This is a genomic window from Cupriavidus sp. UBA2010 (genome assembly GCF_002335265.1).
In the GTDB taxonomy this organism is placed as follows: domain Bacteria; phylum Pseudomonadota; class Gammaproteobacteria; order Burkholderiales; family Burkholderiaceae; genus Cupriavidus; species Cupriavidus metallidurans.
Genome location: NZ_DDCI01000014.1, coordinates 86038 through 108010 on the forward strand (window position 1 = coordinate 86038; position 21973 = coordinate 108010).

General features: G+C 65.8%; 20 protein-coding genes. 5 read left to right on the forward strand and 15 right to left on the reverse strand.

Annotation, left to right across the window (positions count from 1 at the left end; all coding sequences use genetic code 11):
- Positions 1 to 27: 27 nt before the first annotated feature.
- The 5 genes from B2246_RS10450 to B2246_RS10470 all read right to left on the reverse strand — a co-directional run bounded on the left by B2246_RS10450 (position 28) and on the right by B2246_RS10470 (position 8057).
- Positions 28 to 3153 carry an efflux RND transporter permease subunit gene (locus B2246_RS10450; protein WP_008642362.1) on the reverse strand — a complete coding sequence of 1042 codons (3126 nt, stop codon included), beginning with the start codon at positions 3151 to 3153 and terminating at the stop codon, positions 28 to 30.
- A 13-nt stretch (positions 3154 to 3166) separates the two neighbouring features.
- The gene (locus B2246_RS10455) at positions 3167 to 4366 is read right to left on the reverse strand and encodes an efflux RND transporter periplasmic adaptor subunit (protein WP_052018045.1); all 1200 of its coding nucleotides are present in this window, start codon (positions 4364 to 4366) and stop codon (positions 3167 to 3169) included.
- 1 nt (position 4367) lies between these two features.
- The gene (locus tag B2246_RS10460) at positions 4368 to 5705 is read right to left on the reverse strand and encodes a TolC family protein (protein ID WP_051705536.1); all 1338 of its coding nucleotides are present in this window, start codon (positions 5703 to 5705) and stop codon (positions 4368 to 4370) included.
- A gap of 336 nt (positions 5706 to 6041) precedes the next feature.
- On the reverse strand, positions 6042 to 6872 hold the full coding sequence (locus B2246_RS10465; RefSeq protein ID WP_008651515.1) for an HpcH/HpaI aldolase/citrate lyase family protein: 831 nt from the start codon (positions 6870 to 6872) through the stop codon (positions 6042 to 6044).
- 12 nt (positions 6873 to 6884) lie between these two features.
- Complete coding sequence (locus tag B2246_RS10470) at positions 6885 to 8057, reverse strand: CaiB/BaiF CoA transferase family protein (RefSeq protein ID WP_008651514.1); 1173 nt, start codon at positions 8055 to 8057, stop codon at positions 6885 to 6887.
- Positions 8058 to 8200: 143 nt separating this feature from the next.
- Between B2246_RS10470 and B2246_RS10475 the strand changes: the two genes are divergently transcribed.
- The 3 genes from B2246_RS10475 (at position 8201) to B2246_RS10485 (ending at position 11218) form a co-directional block, all read left to right on the forward strand.
- Positions 8201 to 9139: a LysR substrate-binding domain-containing protein gene (locus B2246_RS10475; protein ID WP_286880331.1), complete on the forward strand. Its 939-nt coding sequence runs from the start codon at positions 8201 to 8203 to the stop codon at positions 9137 to 9139.
- Positions 9140 to 9335: 196 nt separating this feature from the next.
- Complete coding sequence (locus B2246_RS10480; protein WP_017511503.1) at positions 9336 to 10304, forward strand: Bug family tripartite tricarboxylate transporter substrate binding protein; 969 nt, start codon at positions 9336 to 9338, stop codon at positions 10302 to 10304.
- Positions 10305 to 10453: 149 nt separating this feature from the next.
- Entirely contained in the window at positions 10454 to 11218 is a 765-nt protein-coding gene (locus tag B2246_RS10485) for a sulfite exporter TauE/SafE family protein (RefSeq protein ID WP_035884480.1), read from the forward strand.
- 123 nt (positions 11219 to 11341) lie between these two features.
- Here the strand turns inward: B2246_RS10485 and B2246_RS10490 are convergent, their stop codons facing one another.
- From B2246_RS10490 to B2246_RS10510, 5 genes are all read right to left on the reverse strand, one after another.
- Positions 11342 to 12028: an RES domain-containing protein gene (locus B2246_RS10490; protein ID WP_286880334.1), complete on the reverse strand. Its 687-nt coding sequence runs from the start codon at positions 12026 to 12028 to the stop codon at positions 11342 to 11344.
- Positions 12029 to 12048: 20 nt separating this feature from the next.
- Complete coding sequence (locus B2246_RS10495) at positions 12049 to 12606, reverse strand: hypothetical protein (protein ID WP_286880335.1); 558 nt, start codon at positions 12604 to 12606, stop codon at positions 12049 to 12051.
- A 172-nt stretch (positions 12607 to 12778) separates the two neighbouring features.
- Complete coding sequence (locus tag B2246_RS10500; RefSeq protein WP_008651508.1) at positions 12779 to 13369, reverse strand: HD domain-containing protein; 591 nt, start codon at positions 13367 to 13369, stop codon at positions 12779 to 12781.
- Between the two features lie 80 nt (positions 13370 to 13449).
- Positions 13450 to 14064, reverse strand: coding sequence for a DUF938 domain-containing protein (locus B2246_RS10505; protein ID WP_186426068.1), 615 nt, complete (start codon positions 14062 to 14064; stop codon positions 13450 to 13452).
- An 80-nt stretch (positions 14065 to 14144) separates the two neighbouring features.
- Positions 14145 to 16133, reverse strand: a complete 1989-nt coding sequence (locus tag B2246_RS10510) for a PhoX family protein (protein ID WP_286880337.1) — start codon at positions 16131 to 16133, stop codon at positions 14145 to 14147.
- Positions 16134 to 16332: 199 nt separating this feature from the next.
- Between B2246_RS10510 and B2246_RS10515 the strand changes: the two genes are divergently transcribed.
- Together B2246_RS10515 and B2246_RS10520 are read left to right on the forward strand one after the other, a co-directional pair.
- Positions 16333 to 16944, forward strand: a complete 612-nt coding sequence (locus tag B2246_RS10515) for an IMPACT family protein (RefSeq protein ID WP_008651505.1) — start codon at positions 16333 to 16335, stop codon at positions 16942 to 16944.
- A complete protein-coding gene (locus B2246_RS10520; protein ID WP_008651504.1) occupies positions 16941 to 17249 on the forward strand; it encodes a 2Fe-2S iron-sulfur cluster-binding protein in 309 nt (102 codons plus the stop codon). Before B2246_RS10515 ends, B2246_RS10520 begins: the two co-directional genes overlap by 4 nt.
- Before the next feature lie 80 nt (positions 17250 to 17329).
- Here the strand turns inward: B2246_RS10520 and B2246_RS10525 are convergent, their stop codons facing one another.
- The 5 genes from B2246_RS10525 to B2246_RS10545 form a co-directional block, all read right to left on the reverse strand.
- Positions 17330 to 18454 carry an alpha/beta hydrolase family esterase gene (locus B2246_RS10525; protein ID WP_286880341.1) on the reverse strand — a complete coding sequence of 375 codons (1125 nt, stop codon included), beginning with the start codon at positions 18452 to 18454 and terminating at the stop codon, positions 17330 to 17332.
- Positions 18455 to 18557: 103 nt separating this feature from the next.
- Positions 18558 to 19313, reverse strand: coding sequence for a sulfite exporter TauE/SafE family protein (locus tag B2246_RS10530; RefSeq protein ID WP_008651501.1), 756 nt, complete (start codon positions 19311 to 19313; stop codon positions 18558 to 18560).
- A gap of 18 nt (positions 19314 to 19331) precedes the next feature.
- Complete coding sequence (locus B2246_RS10535; protein ID WP_008651500.1) at positions 19332 to 19688, reverse strand: antibiotic biosynthesis monooxygenase family protein; 357 nt, start codon at positions 19686 to 19688, stop codon at positions 19332 to 19334.
- A 15-nt stretch (positions 19689 to 19703) separates the two neighbouring features.
- A complete protein-coding gene (locus tag B2246_RS10540) occupies positions 19704 to 20855 on the reverse strand; it encodes a cytochrome P450 (RefSeq protein ID WP_286880344.1) in 1152 nt (383 codons plus the stop codon).
- A gap of 130 nt (positions 20856 to 20985) precedes the next feature.
- Entirely contained in the window at positions 20986 to 21960 is a 975-nt protein-coding gene (locus B2246_RS10545; protein ID WP_008651497.1) for a cysteine synthase A, read from the reverse strand.
- Positions 21961 to 21973: the final 13 nt, after the last annotated feature.

A 21973-nucleotide genomic window follows, 5' to 3' on the forward strand; every position in this document is an offset into this window, starting at 1 on the left:
GCCCCGGTTTTTTCTACGTCCCGACTGTCAACTTGCTACATGCTCAGGCAACCGGCCGTCATCCCTGCCGCTCGTGTCCGGCTCGTCCGGCCATGAGCGGCCAACCATCCATTCGTAGAGCGTGGGCAGCACGATCAGCGTCAGCAGCGTGGCCGTAATCAGGCCACCGATGATCACGATCGCCAGCGGCCGCTGCGTTTCCGAGCCGATGGCGCGCGAGATCGCCATCGGGAACAAGCCCAGCATGGCCAGCATCGCGGTCATCAACACGGTGCGCAGACGATCCATCGAGCCGGTCAGCACGGCCTGGCGTACTGGCATGCCTTCGTCGCGCAACTGGTTGAAGTAGGTCACCATCACCACGCCGTTCAGCACGGCCTGCCCGAACAGCGCGATGAAGCCAATTGCCGCCGAGACCGACAGCGGAATGCCGGTCAGGAACAGCGCAAACACGCCACCGATCAGCGCGAACGGAATGTTCGAGATGATCAGCGCCGCGCTCTTGAACGACTGGAACGCGTTGAACAGCAGCAGGAAGATCAGCAGCACCGACAGCGGCACCACGATCGACAGGCGCGCCATCGCGCGTTCCTGGTTCTCGAACTCGCCCGACCAACTGATCTTGACGTCCTCGGCATTGACGTTCTTCTTCACCAGATCCTGCATGTCCTTCACCACGCTACCCATGTCGCGGTCGTGGATGAAGATACCGATCGACGTGGTGCGCTGGCCGTTCTCGCGGCTGATGTTCATCGCGCCCGAAGCGGCCCGGAACGTCACCAGCTGCGACAGCGGCACCTGCGCGCCATCGGCGGTCTGCATGAAGATGTTCGGCAGGTTCGGAAGTTCGCGCTCGCCCGGCTTCAGGCGTACCACCACGCTGAAGTGCTTCTCGCCTTCCCACAGCTCCGTTGCGGCCTTGCCGCCGAGCGCGCTTTCCATCAGGTCCTGCACGTCAGCCACGTTGATGCCGTAGCGGGCAGCCTGGGCGCGATCAAAATCAAGCACGTACTGCGGCAGTTCGCCGTCACGGTCGATAAACGCGCGCATCACGCCGCGTACCGACTGCACGTTGGCCAGGATCTGATCCGCCACCTTCTTGTTGTGCTCGAGGCTGTCGCTCTGCACCTTGATCACGATCTGGCCCTTGATCTGCGAGATGCTCTCCAGGATGTTGTCGCGCACCGGCTGCGAGAAGTTAGGCTCGATGCCCGGCATCTTGCGCAGGTTGCGGTTGATTTCCTCGATGATCTTGCGCTTGTCGAAGCCAGCGCGCCATGCCTTGTCGCTCTTCAGGTCGACCAGGATTTCCACGGTGTTGATCAACTTCGGATCGGTACCGTCGTCGGGACGGCCCACCTTGGAGATCGTCGTGTTGACCTCGGGCGTGGTGCGAATCACGTTGCGCAGCAGACGCGCCTGATCGCGTGCCTCGTCCAGCGACACCGAGGCCGGCAAGTCGAAGCTGACCCACATCGAGCCTTCGTCGAGTTCGGGCAGGAATTCGCTGCCCAGGAACTTGCCCACGCCGACGGTGGCCACCAGCAGGCCCACGGCGATGGCCACGACCTTCTTCTTGTTCTCGAGCGCCCACGCCAGCATCGGCTCATAGAGGCGCTTGCACTGGCGCACCACGAAATTGTCCTCGTGCGCGATGTTCTTCTTGAGCAGCAGGTGGCACAGCAGCGGCACCACGGTCAGCGAGACGATCAGCGAGCCGACCAGCGCGCCCGTCACCGTGTACGCCATCGGCGCGAAGATCTTTCCTTCGTGACGCTGCAGCGTGAAGATCGGGATGTGCGCGGCGATGATGATGATCATCGAGAACACGGTCGGACGCCCCACCTCTGTCGTGGCCTGAAGGATCGCGTGCATCCGCGCCTTGTTGTCCTTGATCTGCTGTTCCTTGAGTTCGCCCAGCCGCTTGAAGATGTTCTCGACGACGATCACCGCGCCGTCGACGATGATGCCGAAGTCCATCGCCCCCAGCGACAGCAGGTTGGCCGGAATACCCACCCAGGTCAGGCCGATGAACGTCGACAGCAGCGCCAGCGGGATCACCAGCGCCACGATCGCCGCCGCGCGCACGTTGGCCAGGAACAGGTACAGCACGGCCATCACCAGCAGCGCGCCCTCCACCAGGTTGCCGAACACCGTGTGCAGCGTCTTGTCGATCAACGTCGAGCGGTCGTAGTACGGCACCAGCTTCACGCCCTTTGGCAGAATCTGGTCGTCGAGCAGTTCGATCTTCTTCTTCAGCGCCTCGAGCACTATCGACGGGTTCTCGCCCTTGCGCATCACCACGATGCCCGAGACGATGTCGTCCTCGTCGTCCTGACCCATCAGGCCCTGCGGCGGCGCGGCGCCGATCTTGACCTCGGCAATGTCCTTGACCAGGATCGGCGTGCCGTTGTTCTCGGCCACCACCACGTTGGCGATGTCGGCCGAGCTACGGAAGCTGCCCAGCGAACGCAGCAGGTACTGCTGGCGTCCATGCGCCACCGAGCCGCCGCCGGCGTTCGAGTTGCCGCGCTGAAGCGCCGTGAACAGTTGCGACAGCGAGATCTTGCTGTCGCGCATGCGGCCCAGATTCGGGTTCACCTCGTACTGCTTGATCGAGCCGCCGATCGTGACCACGTCGGCCACGCCCGGCACCTGACGCAGATTCTTCTCCACGACCCAGTCCTGCAGCGTGCGCAGTTCCTGCGGCGTGTAGCCCTTGCCGCTCAGGCGGAAGCGATAGATCTCACCGATGGCAGTGGACAACGGCGCCAGTTCCGGCTGCACGCCGTCGGGCAGGTCAACGCTGCGCAGCCGTTCGATGATCTGCTGGCGCGCGACGATGTCGGTGGCCTTGTCATTGAAGGTCACCATCATGAACGACAGGCCGAACTGCGTATGCGAGAACACGCGCACCGAATTCGGCGTACCCGCCAGCGCGGTTTCGATCGGAATCGTGACCTGGCGCTCCACTTCCTCGGCGGCCCGGCCCGGGTACAGCGTGATCACGTTGACCTGGATGTCCGAGACGTCTGGGAACGCTTCGATCGGCAGGTTCTTGAAGGCGGCCAGGCCGCCCGCGACGAAGATGATCAGGCCAAGCCAGACAAACAGCTTCTGGTGCAGCGCGAAATTGACGATACGTGAAATCATGTGGCTGCCGTCCTTAATGCTTGGCAGCCGCACGCGCGGCGTTCACCGCGGTGGCATCGCGCAGGATGTCCTGCAGATAGAGATTGCCGTCGGTGATCACCACGTCGCCCTCTTTCAGGCCTTCCACCACCTCGGTCGTGCCCGGAATCGTCACGCCGAGCTTGACCTCGCGGCGCTCGAACCTGTTGGGCGTGGTGCGCACGAACACATAGTTCTTGTTATCGGCCAGGAACACGGCCTTCGACGGCACCGAGATCCCCTGGAACGACGCGGCCTGCATCTTCGCTGTAACGAACATCTCGGCCTTCAAGCGGCGGTCGGCGTTCGGCACGGACAGACGCACCTTGACGCTGCGCGACGACGGATCAACGTAATCCGCGATCTTGACCACAGTGCCCGTGAACGTCTCGCCGGGGTAGGCGGCGCTGGCAAGCTGCACGGTCACGCCGGGCCTGAAGTGGCCAAGGTCCGCCTCGGCGGCATCAAGCTGCGCCCACAGCGTGGTGGGATCGGTAATCAGGTACAGCGGCGCGGTGGGCGGCTGGTCGGGACGCAGTTCCATCCCCGGATTGATATTGCGCTCGACCACCAGGCCGTCGATCGGGCTGCGCAGCGCGAAACGCTGGTTCACGCCGTCATTGCCGGAAGCGCCGTACATGCGCAGCGCTGCCTGCGTGCGCTGCTGGTCAGCCGCGGCGCGGGCGTTGTCCGCCTGCGCCTGCTCCAGATCCTTCTGGGCGATGATGCCGGCCTCATACAACTCGCGCTGGCGCGCCAGCGCCTTCGACGCCACGGCGCTATCCGCGGACGCCTTGCGGGCATCGGCCTGGGCCGAGCCAAAATCGGGCGACGTCAGCATCGCCAGCGGCTGGCCAGCCTTCACGGTGACGCCGGGCTGCACCAGGATCTCCATCACACGGCCAGCGAATGGCGAAGCCACGCGCACCGTCTTGTCTTCGTTCCAGACCAGGCGGCCGGGCATGCTCAGCATGCGATCGCCGCCGCTCTTGACCGGCTGGCCGACGACGCCGGGCAGCGACTTGACGTTCGCCGGATACTCGATGACCTGACCAGCCACCTTCGGCTCGTCATCGTTCTCGGGCGCTTCCTTCTTGCCGCAGGCGCCCAGCGTAAGCACGCACAGTGACAGCACAGCCGCCAGACGCGCGGCGCCGGCACGGGTGAAGCGGGAATCGCGGGAGATGAGCGGCATATCAGGGATGCGATGCATCGGTTCGAACCTGGGGAAGCTTGTTGATATCGGAAGTGGTGGCCTGCAGGGCGGCGCGGTACGCGGCCATGGCCTTGGCGAAGCTGCCCTGCACGTCAACAGCGTCCAGACGCGTCTGACGCAGCGCGCGGCGCGCGTCGAGCAGGTCGAGCACGCCGGTGGCACCCTTCGTATAGGCGAACTCGGCACTCTGCGCGACGTTCTCCGCCGCCGGCAGCACGGCGGTCTGCATCTGCTGCAGCGACGCGCGCGCCGACTCGAGCTGGCTGCGCAGCCGTTCGATGTCGTTCTGCGCGGCCAGCAAGATACGGTTGCGGTCGTCGAGCGCGGCGTAGTAGTCCACCTCGGCGCGGCGCGCTTCACCGCCGAAGCTGTGGCGCACGAACAGCGGAATCGAAATGAACACGCCGTAGCTGTTGCCGCTGCCGGTGGTATTGGCCTCGGAAACCGGATAGTGCTCGTACTGGGCGCCGACGGTCACGTCGGGCACGCGGCCGGCACGCGCCAGGTCACGCGCCGAGGCGGCGGCGGCCAGCCGGGCTTCGGCGGCCGTCACATCCGGGCGGCGCTGCAGCACCTCAGGATCGACTGGCGGCACCGGGGCATCGAGCGCAGGCCAGTCCGGCACGAGCCGGTTGTCCAACAGCGTGCCCGGAAGACCGATTGTGGCGGCCAGTGCTGCTTTGCTGGTGGCATAGTCCGACTGGGCGGCGCGAAGGTCACTCTGGGCCCGCAGCGTTTCGAGCTGGAGCTTGGTCACATCGGCGCGTGCCACGTCACCAGCCTTGAGCCGTGCCTCGTTCGCTTGTTGAGTCTTGCCATAGAGACCGACGGTTTCGGTCAGCACCTCTACCCGGCTCTGGCTGGCTACCGCGTCGTACCACGACTGTTCCACGGCACTGACCTGCTGGGCCACCACCGCCTGCGTCTGCTCGCCGGCGGCGGCGCTGGCCTTGCGGGCCGCGTCGGTACGCAGGTTGCCCTTGTTGGCGGTCTCGATCACCTGGTCGACGCGCACCGTCGAGTCCACGGTCTTGCTGCGCCAGTTGCCGGCACCTACACCAAGATTCGGGTTGATATTGGCCACGCCCAAGCTCAGGACCGGGTTCGGGCGTTGGGAAGCAATCTGGATGTCGGCCTGGCTGGCTTCCTCGCCACGACGGGCCGAGATGATGTCGCGGTTGCAGCGCAGCGCGTCAAGACGTGCCTGCGCCAGGGTCAGCGCGGCCTTTGCCGGCGGCGGCGTGCAGGGGCCATCTGGAGGCATGGGTCCGCTGGCGGCTTGCCCGGCCGAGGCGGCAATGGAGCCCACGGAGGCCATGGCCAGCAACGTCGCCACGGCGACTCGGGAAACAGAAGAATGCACGGTCAGTCTGGCTCGTTTCGACGTGATCGGAAGTTAATTAACGATCATGTCCGCCAAACGGTGCACCGGGAAGACAGCTTTATTGTCTTAGGCCCAGGACATTCATCTTCGTGTTCTCCCGCATAGCGTGCATGATCTCGCGCGCCTATTCAGCCTGAACATCATTACAAATACCTTTCACACCGATGGCAAACCGGCGGGTTTTGCAGCAATCCCACGCTCAGGGAAAACACGCATTGGCGCTCCATTGACACCCCATCGGCGCCAATTCGGGGGGGGCCGAAAGCGTCGTCAGACGCCACCCGCCGCGACGATACGCTGTGCGCGTTCGAGCACTGGACGATCGACCATCTTCCCGTCGACGGCGATCGCAGCGCCCTGCGCGGCGGCCGCCTGCTCGACCACACGACGCGCCCAGGCCAGTTCTTCGGCCGATGGCGCCAGGGCGGCATGGACACCCCCCACCTGATTCGGATGAATCAGCAGTTTGGCCCCAAACCCGAAACGCCGTGCCCGCGCGGTATCGGCGGCCAGCGCGTCGGCATCGCCGATGGCCGTGCAGACACCGTCGACCGGCGCCGGCAGTCCGGCCGCCCGGGAATGCATGACCAGTTCGCTACGGAAATGGTGGAGCGGCGCGTCGTCGTCACCCACATCGAGATCGAACATCAGGTCGATGCTGCCGAACAGCAGTCGCGATACGCCTGGCGCGCGCGCCACATGGGCCAGATCGGCAAACCCGGCCGCGCTCTCCAGCAAGGCGCAGCACGGCGTCTCGGGCAGATCGGCACGCAGCGCGGCCAGCGCCGCCTTGTCGGCCTTGGGCAGCACGATCTCGCGAACGCCGCATGCGCGGCAGAAGCCCACGTCTTCGGCAAAGTACGAGGTGTCGGCACCATTGATGCGGAGCAGCAATGCTACGCCAGCGGCATCCGCCTGGGCCTGCAAGTCGCGCCAGGGCTCGGCCAGGCCGGCCCGCGCCGCCGCCTTGGCATCGGGCGCCACTGCGTCCTCGAGATCGACGATCACGGCGTCGGCGCCAGCCGCGATGGCCTTGCCAATGCGCTCCGGACGCGATGCCGGAACGAACAGATAACTGCGCGGCACTCGGGTGCTTGTCATCGCCCGCCTCCGTCAGACCACGCCGTCGGCATGAAGCCGGGCGATCTGTTCGGCGGTGCAGCCGGTCTCGGCAAGGATCGCGTCCGTATGCTCACCTACCGCCGGAACCGGGTCCATGCGCGCGTCGGTCATGCCGGGCGGCAGCAGGGCCGGAATCTGCCCTGCCGGGGTATCGACGGTGCGCCAGCGCTTGCGGGCCGCCAGCTGCGGGTGCGCCCAGACGTCGGCCATCGTGTTGACATTGGCGTTGGCGATCTTTGCTTCCTCCAGCCGCTCCACCACCTGCGCGGCGGTCAGCCGCCCGAACGCCTCGACGATGCGGGCACGCAGTTGCGCGCGGTTGGCGCTGCGCAGGCTGTTGGTGGCAAACGCCGCGTGGGTGGCCAGATCCGGCTCCTGGAGCACCACCTTGCAGAACACGGCCCATTCGCGTTCGTTCTGCAAACCAAGCATCACGGTCTTGCCGTCGCCGGTCGGGAACGGTCCGTACGGGTAGATCGTGGCGTGCGACGCCCCGGCGCGCGGCGGCGGTTCGGCGCCATCGAACGCGTAGTACATCGGGAAATTCATCCACTCGACCATCGATTCGAGCATCGACACGTCGATATGCTTGCCGCGGCCGGTCTGGCCCCGCTCGATCAGCGCGGCCAGCACGTTGCTGTATGCGTACATGCCGGCGGCGATGTCCGCCACCGAGGCGCCGGCCTTCACGCCCTCTTCCGGCGTGCCAGTGACCGACACGAAGCCCGATTCGCTCTGCACCAACAGGTCATAGGCTTTCTTGTCGCGATAGGGACCATCGCCGCCGTAGCCGGAGATATCGCAGACGATCAGGCGTGGAAAGCGCTTCGACAGCGTCTCGTAGTCCAGCCCGAGGCGGGTCGACGCGCCCGGCGCCAGGTTCTGGATCAGCACATCGGTCTTGGCCAGCAGGGCCTCCAGCACCGGGGCGGCGGCAGGTGCCTTGACGTCGAGCGTCAGGCTTTCCTTCGAACGGTTGGTCCAGACGAAGTGGGACGACAGCCCGCGCACGCGGCCGTCATAGGCACGCGCGAAATCGCCCGGGCCAGGCCGCTCGATCTTGATGACGCGCGCGCCGAGATCGGCCAATTGACGGGTGCAGAACGGCGCGGCGATGGCCTGCTCGAGCGAAACGACGGTGATGCCTTCAAGGGGTCGGGACATGACGGTGTCTTGGGTAGGTAGCGCAATGCCGCCAATCTACCCGCCTGCCTCCGACCTGTGAAATAGGGATTGCAGAAGGCTCCATAAGTAGAATCAATAGCCTGCACCCCCGGTGCGTCCCCCATGCACCCTCTGGAGAACCCATGGACATCCGTGCCATGCGCTATTTTGTGGCCATCGTCGACCAAGGCAGCCTGACCCGCGCCGCCGAGGTCGTCTGCGTGGCGCAGCCCGCGCTGTCGCAGCAGCTTGCCACGCTGGAAGACGAATTCGGCGTGCCATTGGTGCACCGCAGCGCGAAAGGCGTGCGGCCCACCGAAGCCGGAAAAACGCTTTACCGTCACATGCGCAATATCCTGCGACAGGTGGAAATCGCGGGCGCCGACGTGCGCGTGGCCGGCGCCGAGGTCTCGGGCACCGTGGCCATCGGCCTGCCCACCACGGCTGCAGCGGCCTTCGGCATGGCGCTGATACGCACCGTGCGCCAGCGCTACCCGCAGGTCCGGCTGCAACTCTTTGAAAGCATGAGCGGATATATCTCCGAGCTGCTGAACCAGAACCGGCTCGACTTCGCCATCCTGTTTCGCGACACGCCATCGCGCGCGGTGGAGCCGGAGCCGCTGGCCAGCGAACCGCTCTACCTGATCGGCACGCCACCCGTGACCGCGCCGCGCCCGGGCAAACGGGGCGGCGCCACGGCGGATACGGTCCCGCTCAAGGCGCTCGACGGTATCCCGCTGGTGCTGCCAAGCGGCTCGCAGGGGTTGCGCGAGGTGGTCGAGCGCACGTTTGCCAAAGCCGGCATAAACCTGAATGTGGTGGCCGATCTCGATTCCCTGCCTTTCCTGCTGGCGTCCGCCCGGGAAGGATTGGCCTGCACGATACTGCCAGCGTCGTCGCTTGGCGATGGCGATGCGGCCGTGCCTCGGCGGCTGATCGTTCCGGAACTCCGACGCACGCTGTCCCTGTGCTGGCCGCGCGCGCTGCCGCGCTCGAATGCGGCCGAGGCGGTGGCCGATGTGTTGCGGGAGATAGTCGGAGAACGGATTGCCCTGGGCGGGTCGCTGGCGCCAGCGGGTTGATGGGAGCGGCGACTCCTGGTGTCGGCGTATGGGTGGATGGGTGGATGGCCGGCCCGCCGCGCCCGGTCCGATAAGAAAACCTTATGCCCATAGTCACCGATTGAATTTCTCCTTGGCGGATGGCTCCGCTAGAGTGGGCGCCACATTAGCGGGCCTCCAAGTGCATGGGCCCGCCAGAAGCCACCGAGGAGACATCATGCTTCGTACAATCCGCGCCATCGCCGGTATCGCCATGGCCCTGTCCGTTGTCGGCCACGCCCAAGCCGACACCTATCCGTCCAAGCCGATCCAGATGATCGTGCCGCAGGCGCCGGGCGGCACCAACGACATCGTCGCCCGACTGGTGGCGGCCGACCTGTCGCAACGCCTTGGCCAGCAGGTAGTAGTGGAAAACCGCCCGGGCGCTGGCGGCAACATTGGCACCCAGACGGCGGCCCGCTCCGCGCCGGATGGCTACACGCTGCTGATGACCATCAGCAGCACGCAGGCCATCAACCCGTCGCTCTACCGCTCGATTCCGTTCGACCCGATCAAGGACTTCGAGCCGATCGCCCCGGTAGCTACCGTACCGAACGTGCTGGTGGTCAACCCCGCCTTCCCGGCCAAGTCGATGTCGGAACTGATCGCGATGGCCAAGGCCAAGCCCGACTACTACCGCTTTGCCTCCGCCGGCAACGGCACGCTGAACCATCTGCTGGGTGAGATGCTGAACAGCATGGCGGCCATCAAGCTCGAGCACGTGCCGTACAAGGGCGTCGCCCCGGCGCTCAATGACGTGCTCGGCAACCAGGTGCCGATGGCCTTTGCCAGCCTGCCCTCCGTGCTGGCGCATATCAAGGCCGGCAAGGTCCGCGCCCTGGGCGTGAGCTCGGCCAAGCGCTCGCCGTTTGCCCCGGACATCCCCGCCATCAGCGAGACCGTGCCCGGCTATAGCGGCGACCTCTGGGTCGGCCTGTTCGCAGTGCGCGGCACGCCGAAGGATGTCACGCAGAAGCTTGCCGCCACGATGCAGACCGCGCTGGCCGACAAGACGCTCCGCGACAAGCTTGCTGCCCAGGGCGCCGAAGTGCTGACGGGCACGCCGCAACAGTTCTCCACCATGCTGCGCGGCGATATCGACAAATGGGCGAAGATCGTCAAGCAGTCTGGCGCGCAGGTCGACTGACCGCGTCGGTCAGGAGTCGGCACCTGCGGGTGCCGGTCTTCCACCCGATCCGCCCGACGCACCACAGCCATGTAATACCCATGTCCGCGTATGATCGCGGACTTGCCTTTTCTGAAGGCCGCTTCTCGTAACCCCGCCCCCGATTCACCATGCCCGACCACTCGCTGCTGTCCGCCCTGCTCATCTTTGGACTCGGGGGACTCCTCGGCGGCGTGGGCGGCCTGTTTGGCATCGGCGGCGGCCTGATCGCCATCCCGGCCCTCGGCCTGCTCTATGGCATGGACCAGCAGCTCGCACAGGGCACCTCGCTGGTGATGATCGCGCCGAACGTACTGATCGGATTCTGGCAATACCGCAAGCGCGCCGATATCGAGCTGAAGACAGCCATCGTGCTTGGCTTGTCTGCGGTGCTTGCCACCTACGCTTCCGCAAAGTTCGCCACGTCGATCGACCCGGCACTGCTACGGCGCATCTTCGCCATTTTCATGATCGGCCTGGCACTGTACTTCCTGTGGCGACTCCTGCCGGGCCGCGCCACCACACAACCGCAGGCACGCCTGTCTCCCTCGTGGATTCCCGCCGTGGGCGTGGTCGGCGGCGCGTTCTCCGGATTCTTCAGCGTCGGCGGTGGCGTGGTAGCCGCCCCCGCGCTTGTGGGGCTGTTCGGGATGCGCCAGGCCGCCGCACAGGGCCTGGCTCTGGCACTGGTCACCCCCGGCGCGGTTGTCGCGCTGTTCACCTATGCCAACGCCGGCCACGTCGACTGGTACAGCGGCATCCCGCTCTCGCTGGGCGGCATGCTGACGATCTCATGGGGCGTGGCCCTTGCCCACCGTATGCCGGAACGCAAACTGCGCGCGGCGTTCGCGCTGTGCTTGATCGCAACGGCGGTGGTGATGCTGGTGCGAGGGTGAGTCGCACCGGCGCAGCCTCGCGCGCTGTAGAGGCGCTATCAAAATGAATCTGGCGTCGTTGCGCGGCCTCGCCGTACTACTTGTACTGTCTGTGGCCGCGCGTCTAGCCAGCACCGCTTCGCTTCATTTTGATAGCGCCTCAGGCAGTCGACACGGATCGTCGAGAAGCTCACCGTATGTGGGCAAGTCCCCGAAACGTGCCGTATCGATCGTTACCGATTCTCTCCACCTGCCAAGATGGCGGGAATGAACCGCGAGTGCGGCATGGTTGCGAAGGCGCCTTGATGGATAGCGAATGCCAATCGCACCTGTCCGATTGAAAAGCGCTTCGAGCACAGGGTGCATCTCCAGACCGAAATGCCTGCACCATTGATAGTCTGGGTCTGACAACCGATCATAGATTCCGAGTCTGACGGCTGTCGTCCCGCCAATCTCGAGGAAATTCAGATCCGACTTCAGCCGCATGGTGACCAGGAGGCCGTCACTGGCAGCCTCGTTGAGTCTGAAGGCGCCCGGAAATCTCTCGACCTTCTCGCAAAACCGGCCCTCCCATATCGCGGTGTAGGCATCTTCCGCGACATACAGCCAATGGAAAGGAAAGCGGCCTGCCGCCTGCCTGCAACTGGCCGGCGGCCCCCATCGGTGGGTACGCGTCGCGAAATCGGGCAGCGCCGTCGCCGCGTTCCAGGCGGCTCTGGTCAGCAACGTCCCACGGTTCAGCGTGCAAACGCTCGAGGCCATCACATCCGTGACCAATCCACGCGGCGGCATCTGTGCCGCGACGTCTGCCGGCATAACGGTGGCGCCCAAGGACAACTCCAGATCGCACCTCACGGGCCGGCTCGCAACAACCGGGACGGGAGCAGCTCCAGTGCCGCCATGACCGCCGTCTGACGTTCGGCATCGGGCCGCTGCAAATGATGCATCTGCCCGATTGACACCGACCCTCGGGTACAAAGCAGCCTTCCGCATAGCACTTCAGCCGGAGTGAGATCATTCAACTCTTCGTAGGCGATCATCCAGAAAAAGGGATCTTCACCTGACGGCTCGTTGCGGAGCGCCATGATGATCGGCGTGATCAGGGCCAGCGCAGGCGGCACGAACTGCCAGGCCGGAAGTATTGTGGGCATTCCGGCGGGATCGTAGCCCTCGGCGTAGAAGTGGCCCGCCTCGATGGCGCGATGCAACTCGAAAGGCGTCAGGTTCACGAGTCCTTGCGCCGAAACCTCCGCGACCGTCAGATGGCCAATCGGCAGCCGGCTGGACCCGAGCACGGCACACGGGGAGTCCGAAAATGGCAGTTGGCCGGGGCGGCCACCTTGGCGCAGCCTGCTGTGCGTATTGGCTTTTGGCAGCGGCTGCAAGCCTGCCATGAGATCGAGATACATGCTGAACCTCGGGTGCAGTGACGTGACGAGGACAGCTTATGCAATGGCCCGACACGGCTCAATCACTGCAACGGCGAAAGCGCAATCCGACACGGATTCACAGCATTGTGTGGCTACCGCCCCTCACCCTGCGTATGCACACCCGGCGCCCGCGGTTTACACCCCACCCACGTCACCCTTCCCGAGGCTTCTGAAAATGCTCGCGCACAAGCCTGGCCGCTTCTTCCCAAAGCACTGGCGAGCCGCGCTCGATCGGCGGGCCGTAGCGTGCCATGGCCTGTTCTTCGGTGACGTCGCACTCCACCCAGCTACCGCCCCCGGTCGCTGCGTTGTGGAGTAACGGCTGCAGACGGTCCAGCGATTTCGCGAACCGTGCGTCGTCGCTCTCCCCCGCTTCGAACTCGGACCACAGGCTCCGGAACTCCGCTGCCTGCGCGGCCGGCAGCAGCGAGAAGATCCGTTCTGCCGCCTGTTCCTCCAGCGCAGCCTGACCGGCTCTCGCCGCCGGGTCGTGAAACGGCACGTCGCCTGCGTCGATTTCCACGATGTCGTGGATGAGCAGCATCTTCACCACGCGCAGGGCGTCGACAGGTGCCGCCGCATGTTCCGACAGGACGAGGGCATACATGGCCAGGTGCCACGAATGTTCCGCGCTGTTCTCCCGGCGTGACTGATTGATAAGCGGCGTCATCCGGACGACGCTCTTCAACAGGTCGATTTCCCGGAGGAAGGAAAGCTGGCGTTCCAGGTTGGACAGATTCACGTTGAATGCAGATAGACAGTGTTTCGCGGCGAAGTTTAGCAGCCCTACCGGGCCGCGCGGGGCAGTGCGCCAGCCGCCGCTCACGCCTGCCTGCGAAACACCAGGCTGAAGTTGTTGGCCGGCATCTGAATCGGGGCATCGCACCTCAGGCCGTGCGTCGTGCCGAGTGCGATCACGGCTTCCATGTCGCGCACGCCCCAGTCTGGATCGGCCGAGTGCAACTGGCGGTCGAACGCCTCGTTGCTTGGCGCCGTATGCGCGCCTTCGCGGCGGTAGGGGCCATAGAGGTACAACACGCCGCCCGGCGCCAATCGCCTGCCCGCGCCCTCGAACAGCGCCTCGGCCGCCGCCCACGGCGCGATGTGGATCATGTTGATGCAGACGATGGCGTCCACGGCATCGATGCCCCACGGTTCCTGGCGAACGTCGATGGCAAGGGGTGGGAGAACGTTCTGGACCTGCGTATGTTCGGTCCAGGCCGCAATGGACTCGCGGTGCGTCACATCCAGATCGCTCGGCTGCCACGTCAAACCCGGAAGCGCCGCCGCAAAATGCACGGCGTGCTGCCCGGTGCCGCTGGCGATTTCCAGTACCGTGCCCGATCGCGGCAGTACGTTGCGCAGCACGGCCAGGATCGGCTCGCGGTTGCGGTCGGTGGCGGGCGCCATGCGGCGCGCGGTCGGATCAGCGGTCATGGGGTTTCTCGTGGGGCTGCCACCCGGTCGGATGCCAGGCGCGCAGCCCACAGGTTAGCAGGACCGGGCGGAACGCGGCGTCAGGCCCGCTTGCCGAGGCGGATCGCTGCCGGCGTCGCCGTCAGGTAGCCCACCGCCGCGCCAAACCGGTCCTTGTAGTTGGCGCGGACCAGCGGGTCGAGCTGTGCCTTGACCTTGTCGTGCAGGCCTGCTTCCCAGTCGCCAGGATGCTGGAAGTTGCTCATGATGTACGTCCAGCCATTGATCTCGTCCACCGCGTGCAGTCCGGTCGATTCCGCGCCGGCCGGGCACGACAGCACGCGCGACAACTGCTTCGTGTCGACGTTGTACGCCCACAGGAAGTTGTTGACGTGCGTGTTGCTGTCCTCGCCGACGAACAGCGTGCGCAGCGACTCCGAGAACTTGAGGTTGTCCGGCGTGGCCACCTTGTCGGGGTTGGCGAAGTTGCCAAGCGCATCCTGCGCCTTCTTGGGTCCGCCGCCGAGGTCTTCGGATACCAGTGCCGGCACCGGCGCCATGTCGACCGGCACCCATTCGCTGTCGATGCGCGCGCCAGCATGGTCGGTCTGGGCGCCACTCAGGTTCAGTTCGTACACGGCGCCGGAGTAGGGACCTTCCACGCGGATATCGCCCGCGTTCGCCGCGTTGCCGGCCAACATGCTCGATTCGATACGCGAGATCGCCGAGTACGCCTTGCGGTCCGCGATATTGACCGTCGTGCCTTCCATCTTGGTGAAGCCCAGGCTGCCACCCACGAGCGCCGCGTAACGATGGGTCTCCAGGAACGCCGCCGCCTTTTCCTGGCCCGGTGCCACCTTTACCCAGTTCGGCTTGCCATCGATCAGGATGCGCGTGTAAGCGCTATCTGCCGGGTCCTTGGCCTTGACGTCCATGATGTCGGGGACCTTGATGCCACTATCCACCAGCTTGCGGATCTCGTCGCTCGTCGCGCTGCCCAGCGCGATCCACGACAGCGTGGCCGCGCCCGGCCCCGTGCCGGAAGTCTGGTGCCACTTGGCCACATAGAGCTTGCCCGACGACAGATCGCGCGGACGATCGGCGATAAACATGAACAGGCCGCCGTTGGTGGCATCATCGCCCATCAGTACGGTGCGTTCGTCCGGCATCACCTGCACGAGTTCGTGCGAGATGCGGCCCAGGCAGTAATGCTTGCGGATCGAACCCGTGCCGTCGGCGTGCACGGTGACTTCGGGCAGATGGCCGTAGTGATAGGGATTGGCGCGGTCTGCGTCGCCATACAGGTTCTGGCTGAAGCCACGCAGGCGCTTGTCGGTGGCGGCCTTGACCGCATCCGGCTCGTACTCCTCGCTCGACAGGTGCGTGTTCCACGGTGACAGGCTCGCGCCGCAGGTGATCCACAGGCCGTTCACCGCCGAAGTATCCACGTTGTGATAGCGCACCGGAGTGAGCTTGCCGGTCTTCGGGTCCTGGTCGAGCGTGATGACGGCGATCGGCGACGGCAGCATGCCGTACATGTCACCGTTGGCCTGGTCGCGCGTGGTGTATTCGAACTGCACCACGGCGAACACCGTATTGCCCTTCACGCCATGCACGCGCGCGCCGCGCACGGTCAGCAGCGAGCTGCCGTCCGGGCAGTCCGAGAAGAACTGACGCGTCTTGCCGGGCACCGAGGTATCCATGATCGGGCGGTTATGGATGTCGTAGTAGCCGCCTGCCAGCACCTTGCCGCCCTTGCCATCGGGCAGCATGTCGCCGGTGACAAAGAAGGGCTGGTATGCCAGCGCATATTCCTGCGCGCTGTCGTCGCTGTAAGACACCTTGATCGACGAGCCAACCGTCGTCGTGGCCATCGCAGCCGGATTGTCGAGCGACGGCGCGGCCATGCCCGTGAACGTTGCCGACGTAAATGCCGCGCCAGCCTTGCGCCGGGGCGCGGCGGCGAACGCGGCCTCCATCGCGGTCATCCCACCCGCAAGACTCGCGGCGGCCGCGCCGATCGGGAGCATCGGGGCTCCACCAAGGATTTTCAGGGCACGGCGACGGGCAACGAGGGGTTGGTCGGACATGATGGTTTTATATGGGTGGATAGTTATGCGAATCGGGCACCGGGGCAATGTGGACGGAACGCCCCGTGGCGGATGATAAGCACCCAGCATGACAGTTTTTTGACGGTCAGCGAGCTGTCATGCGGCCTGGTTTCCGTAGCCAACCGTCGGCCTGCGCTACACTCGCCATCCTGCCCAGCGACCACTGCATTTCCCCGTCTTGCCTACCTACACGCTTGCCGCTCCAGTTCACGCCGACATCGAGATCCGCAAGAGCCGCTTTATCGCGCTGGCCGTGCCGGTGGCCGATCGTGACGCGGCGATGGCCGTGATTCAGGATCTGCGGGCGCAGCATCCCACCGCCACCCATGTGTGCTGGGCGCTGCTGGCGGGCGGACAGTCGGGCATGTCAGACGATGGCGAGCCTTCTGGCACGGCAGGCAGGCCGATCCTCGAAGTTCTTCGCCATCACGACCTCGACGGCGTGCTGGCGGCCGTGGTGCGGTACTACGGCGGCGTCAAGCTGGGCGCGGGCGGCCTCGTGCGGGCCTATACCGACGCCATCGCCAGCGCGCTCAAGGACGCCGAGCGTATCGAACGCATTGCGTACACCACGTTTGCCATCGAGATCGACTATGCCGACGAATCGCGCGTGCGACGCTGGCTGGAGCTGTCAGCCGCCGAAGGCTGCACGCTGGTCGACACCCGATATGACGCGTTGGCGACGCTGCTGATCCGCCTGCCCGCCACGCTGCGCGATGGCGCGATTGCCACGCTGCGCGACGCCACGCACGGCCGAGCCCGATTCCCGGATACCGAAGAGCAGGCATGACTGGCGACGGGAACACCTTCGACGACACCGAATACACGGCGTGCGTCCTGCCCGCAAATACACGGTTTGCCGCGCCGGCTTCGTTGAGTCTGCTTGAGGCGGCGCTGCTCGATGGCGTGTCGCTGCCCAGTTCGTGCCGCAATGGCACCTGCCGCGCCTGCATCAGCAAACTCCACGCGGGCAGCGTGCGTTACCGCGTGGAATGGCCAGGCCTGAGCCGCGACGAAAAGGAGGATGGCTACATCCTGCCCTGCGTGGCGTGTCCGACCAGCGACGTCGTGTTCGAACCCGTTGGCGCGGCCTGATCGCGCCATCATCCACGGGCCAAGCCCTGCCCACGCTCTATCTGCGCTCTATCTGCGCTCGATCCGCGCGCTACCCACACTCAATCGTGACGGCCGTTCACCGAGAAGAACCGTAGCGCGATCTTGAGTGCATCGGGGCCGGTGGGGTCGGCGAACGCCTGCCCCGGCGCGCCGCCGCTCCAGGCGTGACGCAAACCCTCCACCTTCACGAGCCGCAGGTACGGGCGTGCCCCGCTCTGCCAGTCGAGCACGTCCATCTCCCTGCGCGTGCCGCGGCGCACGCGCTTTGGCGGCAACGGGGCAGGTGCATGCACGCCATGTGGCACGAGGTCGAGCCACATGGCAGCCGTTGCCGTGGCGTTGTCGTAGGACACCACCGCATCCTCGTCGCCATGCATCAGCAGCAGCGGCGGAGGCCGACGTCCAGCCAGCAGCAACCGCGCCGCGTCAATGTCAGGCGCCCGCTCCCCACGCATCGCGCGTGACGCCTGCGACGCGTTGCTGGCACTGAACGGCGCGGCGCCGGAATGCGATCCCACGGCGGCAAAACGATCGGGATAGCGCAGACCCAGCATCATCGCCATGGCGCCGCCAGCAGACAAACCGAACGCGCAAACCCGGTCGGCCAGAACCGCGTAGCGCCGGCACGCATGATCGACCATCGACATCAACAGCGCCGCCTCCGATGCGCCGCGCTCAGCGGGCCGGAACCAGTTCCAGCAGCGCTGGGCGTTGCCTTGCAGCGATTGCTCCGGCATCAGCACCACCCAGCGGGCGTCGCGCGCCACGGTGGCCACGCGGGCGCAGGCCGCAAAGCTGGCGGCATCCTGGCCGCAGCCGTGCAGCAACACCAGCAGCGGCGCTGGCCGCGCCGCGCTGACACCGGGCGGCACGAACACGCGATAGCGGCGCTGCGCCATGCTGCCGATACCGAGGCTGAAGCCCCACAGCCCTTCCTCCCAGATACCGCCGCCCTTGCTGACCGGGGATGGGGCTGGAGTCACAACCCCTGTGAAGGCCTGACGCGCGGCCTTGCCAACGGCACGCCCCATGGCCTTGCCGACCGCCTGGCCCTGCTGCCTGGCCACGCGCAACATCGGATTTGTCACTGTCTGCGCCACGGTGCGCTGCAGCCGGCGCGCGCTCTGCGCCGCCTGCCTGCCCAGCGTTGCCAACAGCCTGGTACCGCCCGTGCGCCGCTTCATACCGCATCGCCCTTTCGTGTCCGGTGCGGCAAGGCCATGCTAGCGCCGCGATCTGGGAGCCAGTATGGCAGGCGAATATGTCAGGAATCCTCGGCGGATGGGGTCAGAATGCTCCGCGTAGCGCCAGATCGACGCCAAGCAACAACAGACCACAGAAGAACAGGCGGCGGAAGCGCTCCGCGCTGATCCGGTGGCGCAGCCACTGCCCGAAGAACATGCCCCCGAGCGCGGGAACCAGCGCCAGCGCCGAGGCCCCCAGAACCGGCGTGTGCAGCAGCGCGCCGTCCAGCGCCAGGCTGACCGCCAGCGCAATGGTAGACACGGTGAACGACAGCCCCAGCGCCTGGACCATGCTTTCCTTGTCCAGCCCAAGCCCCTGCAGGTAAGGCACGGCCGGAATCACGAATACACCCGTCACCGCCGTGATGGCACCAGTCACCAACCCGACCAGTGGCGCCAGCCAGCCTTCCGCGCGTGGCGGAACGTGCAGCCTCACGGCGGCCAGCCCGACGATCGCGTAGAGCACCAGCGCCACGCCCAATGCGTTGGTGGCATGTCCGAGAACCCGGGCCGGCACCAGCGCCGCGCAGATCCACGTGCCCGCGCAGATCGCCACGAGCATCGGCCAGAGCCGCTGCAGTAACGTGCCAAAACGCGGGCCGCTGAATAGCTGGACCACATTGGTCACCATCGAAGGCGCCACCAGTAGCGCGGCGGCCTGGGCAGGCGGCATGACCAGCCCCAGCAGGCCCACCGCCACTGTCGGCAGGCCCAGCCCGACCACCCCCTTCACGAAGCCGGCCAACAGAAATGTCAGGCCGATGAATGCAATCTCCTGCCCGATATCGAACGACGTCATTCGCATTGGCTCCGGGGATCAGGGTTGCGCCGCGTCGTGCACCGCGCGGCTGTCGGCCGGCGCTTCGTCGCGTTCATTCATGCCGTAATCGCGTATCACCTGCGCCACGCGCAGCCGATAGTTGGCAAACACGCCACCGCGCCCGGCCGCCTGCGCCTTGCGGTGGTCGAGCGTGTTGCGCCAGGCGATCACGGCCGCCTCGTCCCGGAAGAACGACAGCGAGAGCAGCTTGCCCGGCGTGGTCAGGCTCTGGAACCGCTCCACCGAGATGAATCCATCAATGGTTTCCAGCGTCGATTTCAGGTGCGCGGCAATCTCGAGGTAGGCGTCCTGACGCCCTGGCGCGGGCTCGACTTCAAAGATGATGGCGATCATGGTTGGGGGCTCCATTTAGTTGTTGGATGAAAAGCTGGGAATGCGCGCGTTGACGGATGGCCGATAGCGCACGCTGGCAGCAAGCCGGTCCGGGTGCACGTCGCGCGCGAGCAGCGCCTCGATCGTGCACGTGGCCAGCACGCGAGCCAGCGCATCGCCTGGGCAACCGTGCCGGCCCGCGCCAAAGGTCCACGCGCGATCGTCCACGGGGGCGGAAGGATCATGCGCCGCGGCGGCTAGCAACACCAGCACCGCATCGCCCGCCTTGACCTGCTGACCGCACAACATCGCATCCGCTGCCATGAAACGGCGCGTGTTCTGCACGGGTGGATCGATCCTTGCCACCCGATCTACGCTCGCTGCGATATCGGCCCCTTGCCAGCCAGATCTGCCGAGATAAACGAGCGTGTTGCCGATCAGCCCGGCCGTCGCTTCGCACGACTGGATCATCAGGCCGATCGCGTTTGCCGTCAGCGTGGCCGGATCCAACTTGCTGTCACCCCCTGCCTGCGCCAGCGCGACCAGCAAGCCGCTGCCTGCCGTAGCGCGATCGCCGGCGGTTTGCGCCAGGCGCGTCAGCCATTGCGCGGCAGCAACGCCAGCCTCAACATCCGCAGCGGATGCCAGCGGCGACATGGCCGTGGCAAACGTGGCAACGAAACCGGCCACCCGCGTCGAGACGTGACCGTCCGCATCGCGCTCGAGTGGAAGGCCCAGCAGATCGGCAATGGCAAGCACCGGTAGCGTGAACATCCAGCGATTGGCTTCGTGCGCGTCGTCGTGGTCCACGCGGGGCAATGCCGCTGCCAGCGCGCGGGCGCGACCGCGTACATCGGACAGATCCAGCGCCGCCATCTGCCGCGCCACGATTGCCTTCAACGGGGCATGGGGCACGCCGTCGTTCATACGGATCAGCCGTCCGAACAGGTCACCTGCGGCAGATCCGGCGAGCGACGGCGGAACGGGCTGCGCGACTGGCCGCACGCGACCATCGGCATGGTCCAGCACTTCCGCGACAGCCGCCGCACTGGCGGCGACCCACAGCTTCAGTGCGGGATCGAAGTGGAAGGGGCGAGTGCTCGCGAGGTCACGATAGTAAGGATAAGGATCGGCGTGCGTGACGGCTGCAATTGGATCGGCGGGGGCAAGGGAAGCGTTGGGGGGCATGGCCTGCTCGCATCTTGTAGATGCCACCCAGTATGGTTCGGCATCTCACTGGATGTTTCACGGCGACGCGAAATGTCGATTACAGCGCCAAGGCACCAGCACGGCACCAGCACGGCACCACCAAGCGCGGCTAACCCGCCACCAGCCCCTTCTGCGCCAGCCATTCGGCGTTGAACAACCGTGCCGAATACAAGCTGCCACGATCGCACAGTAGCGTCACGATGGTGTGACCCGGCCCCAGATCCTGCGCAATCTGCACCGCGGCCGCCACATTGATGCCCGTCGACCCGCCCACGTACAGCCCTTCCTCGCGCAGCAGGCGATAGACCATCGTCACGCAACGCTGGTCATCGATGCGCACCGCATCGTCGATTGGTGTGTCCGCGAGATTCGCCGTGATGCGGCTCGACCCGATCCCCTCGGTGATCGAATTGCCTTCGGCCCGGATCTGCCCGGTCTTCACGAAGCTGTACAGACCACTGCCGTGTGGATCGGCCAGCACCGTTCGCACCGCCGGGTTCTGCGCCTTGAGAAAGCGGGCAACGCCCGCAAGCGTCCCGCCTGTGCCGGTGGCGCAGACGAAAGCATCGACCTTGCCGTCGGTATCCCGCCAGATCTCCGGCCCCGTGGTCTCGTAGTGGGCCTGCCGGTTGACCGTGTTGTCGAACTGGTTCGCCCAGATCGCATTGTCGAGTTCCTGCGCCAGGCGCCCTGCCACCTTCTGATAGTTGTTGGGGTCGGCGTAGGGCACAGCCGGCACGGTGCGTACTTCGGCGCCGAGCACGCGCAGCAGGTCCATCTTCTCTTTCGACTGGGTCTCCGGAATCACGATCACGCAGCGATAACCACGCGCGGCACAGATATGCGCCAGGCCGATGCCGGTGTTGCCGGCTGTGCCTTCGACCACGGTGCCGCCGGACTTCAGCGTACCGCGCCGCTCGGCGTCGGCAATGATGTACAGGGCGGCGCGGTCCTTGACCGAGCCACCCGGGTTCAGGAACTCGGCCTTGCCGAGGATCTCGCAGCCCGTTTCCGCGCTGAGCTTGCCGAGCCTGATCAACGGCGTGTTGCCGACTGCGCCGATAAAACCGTTCCGCGTTGCCATCGCGCCTCCCGCA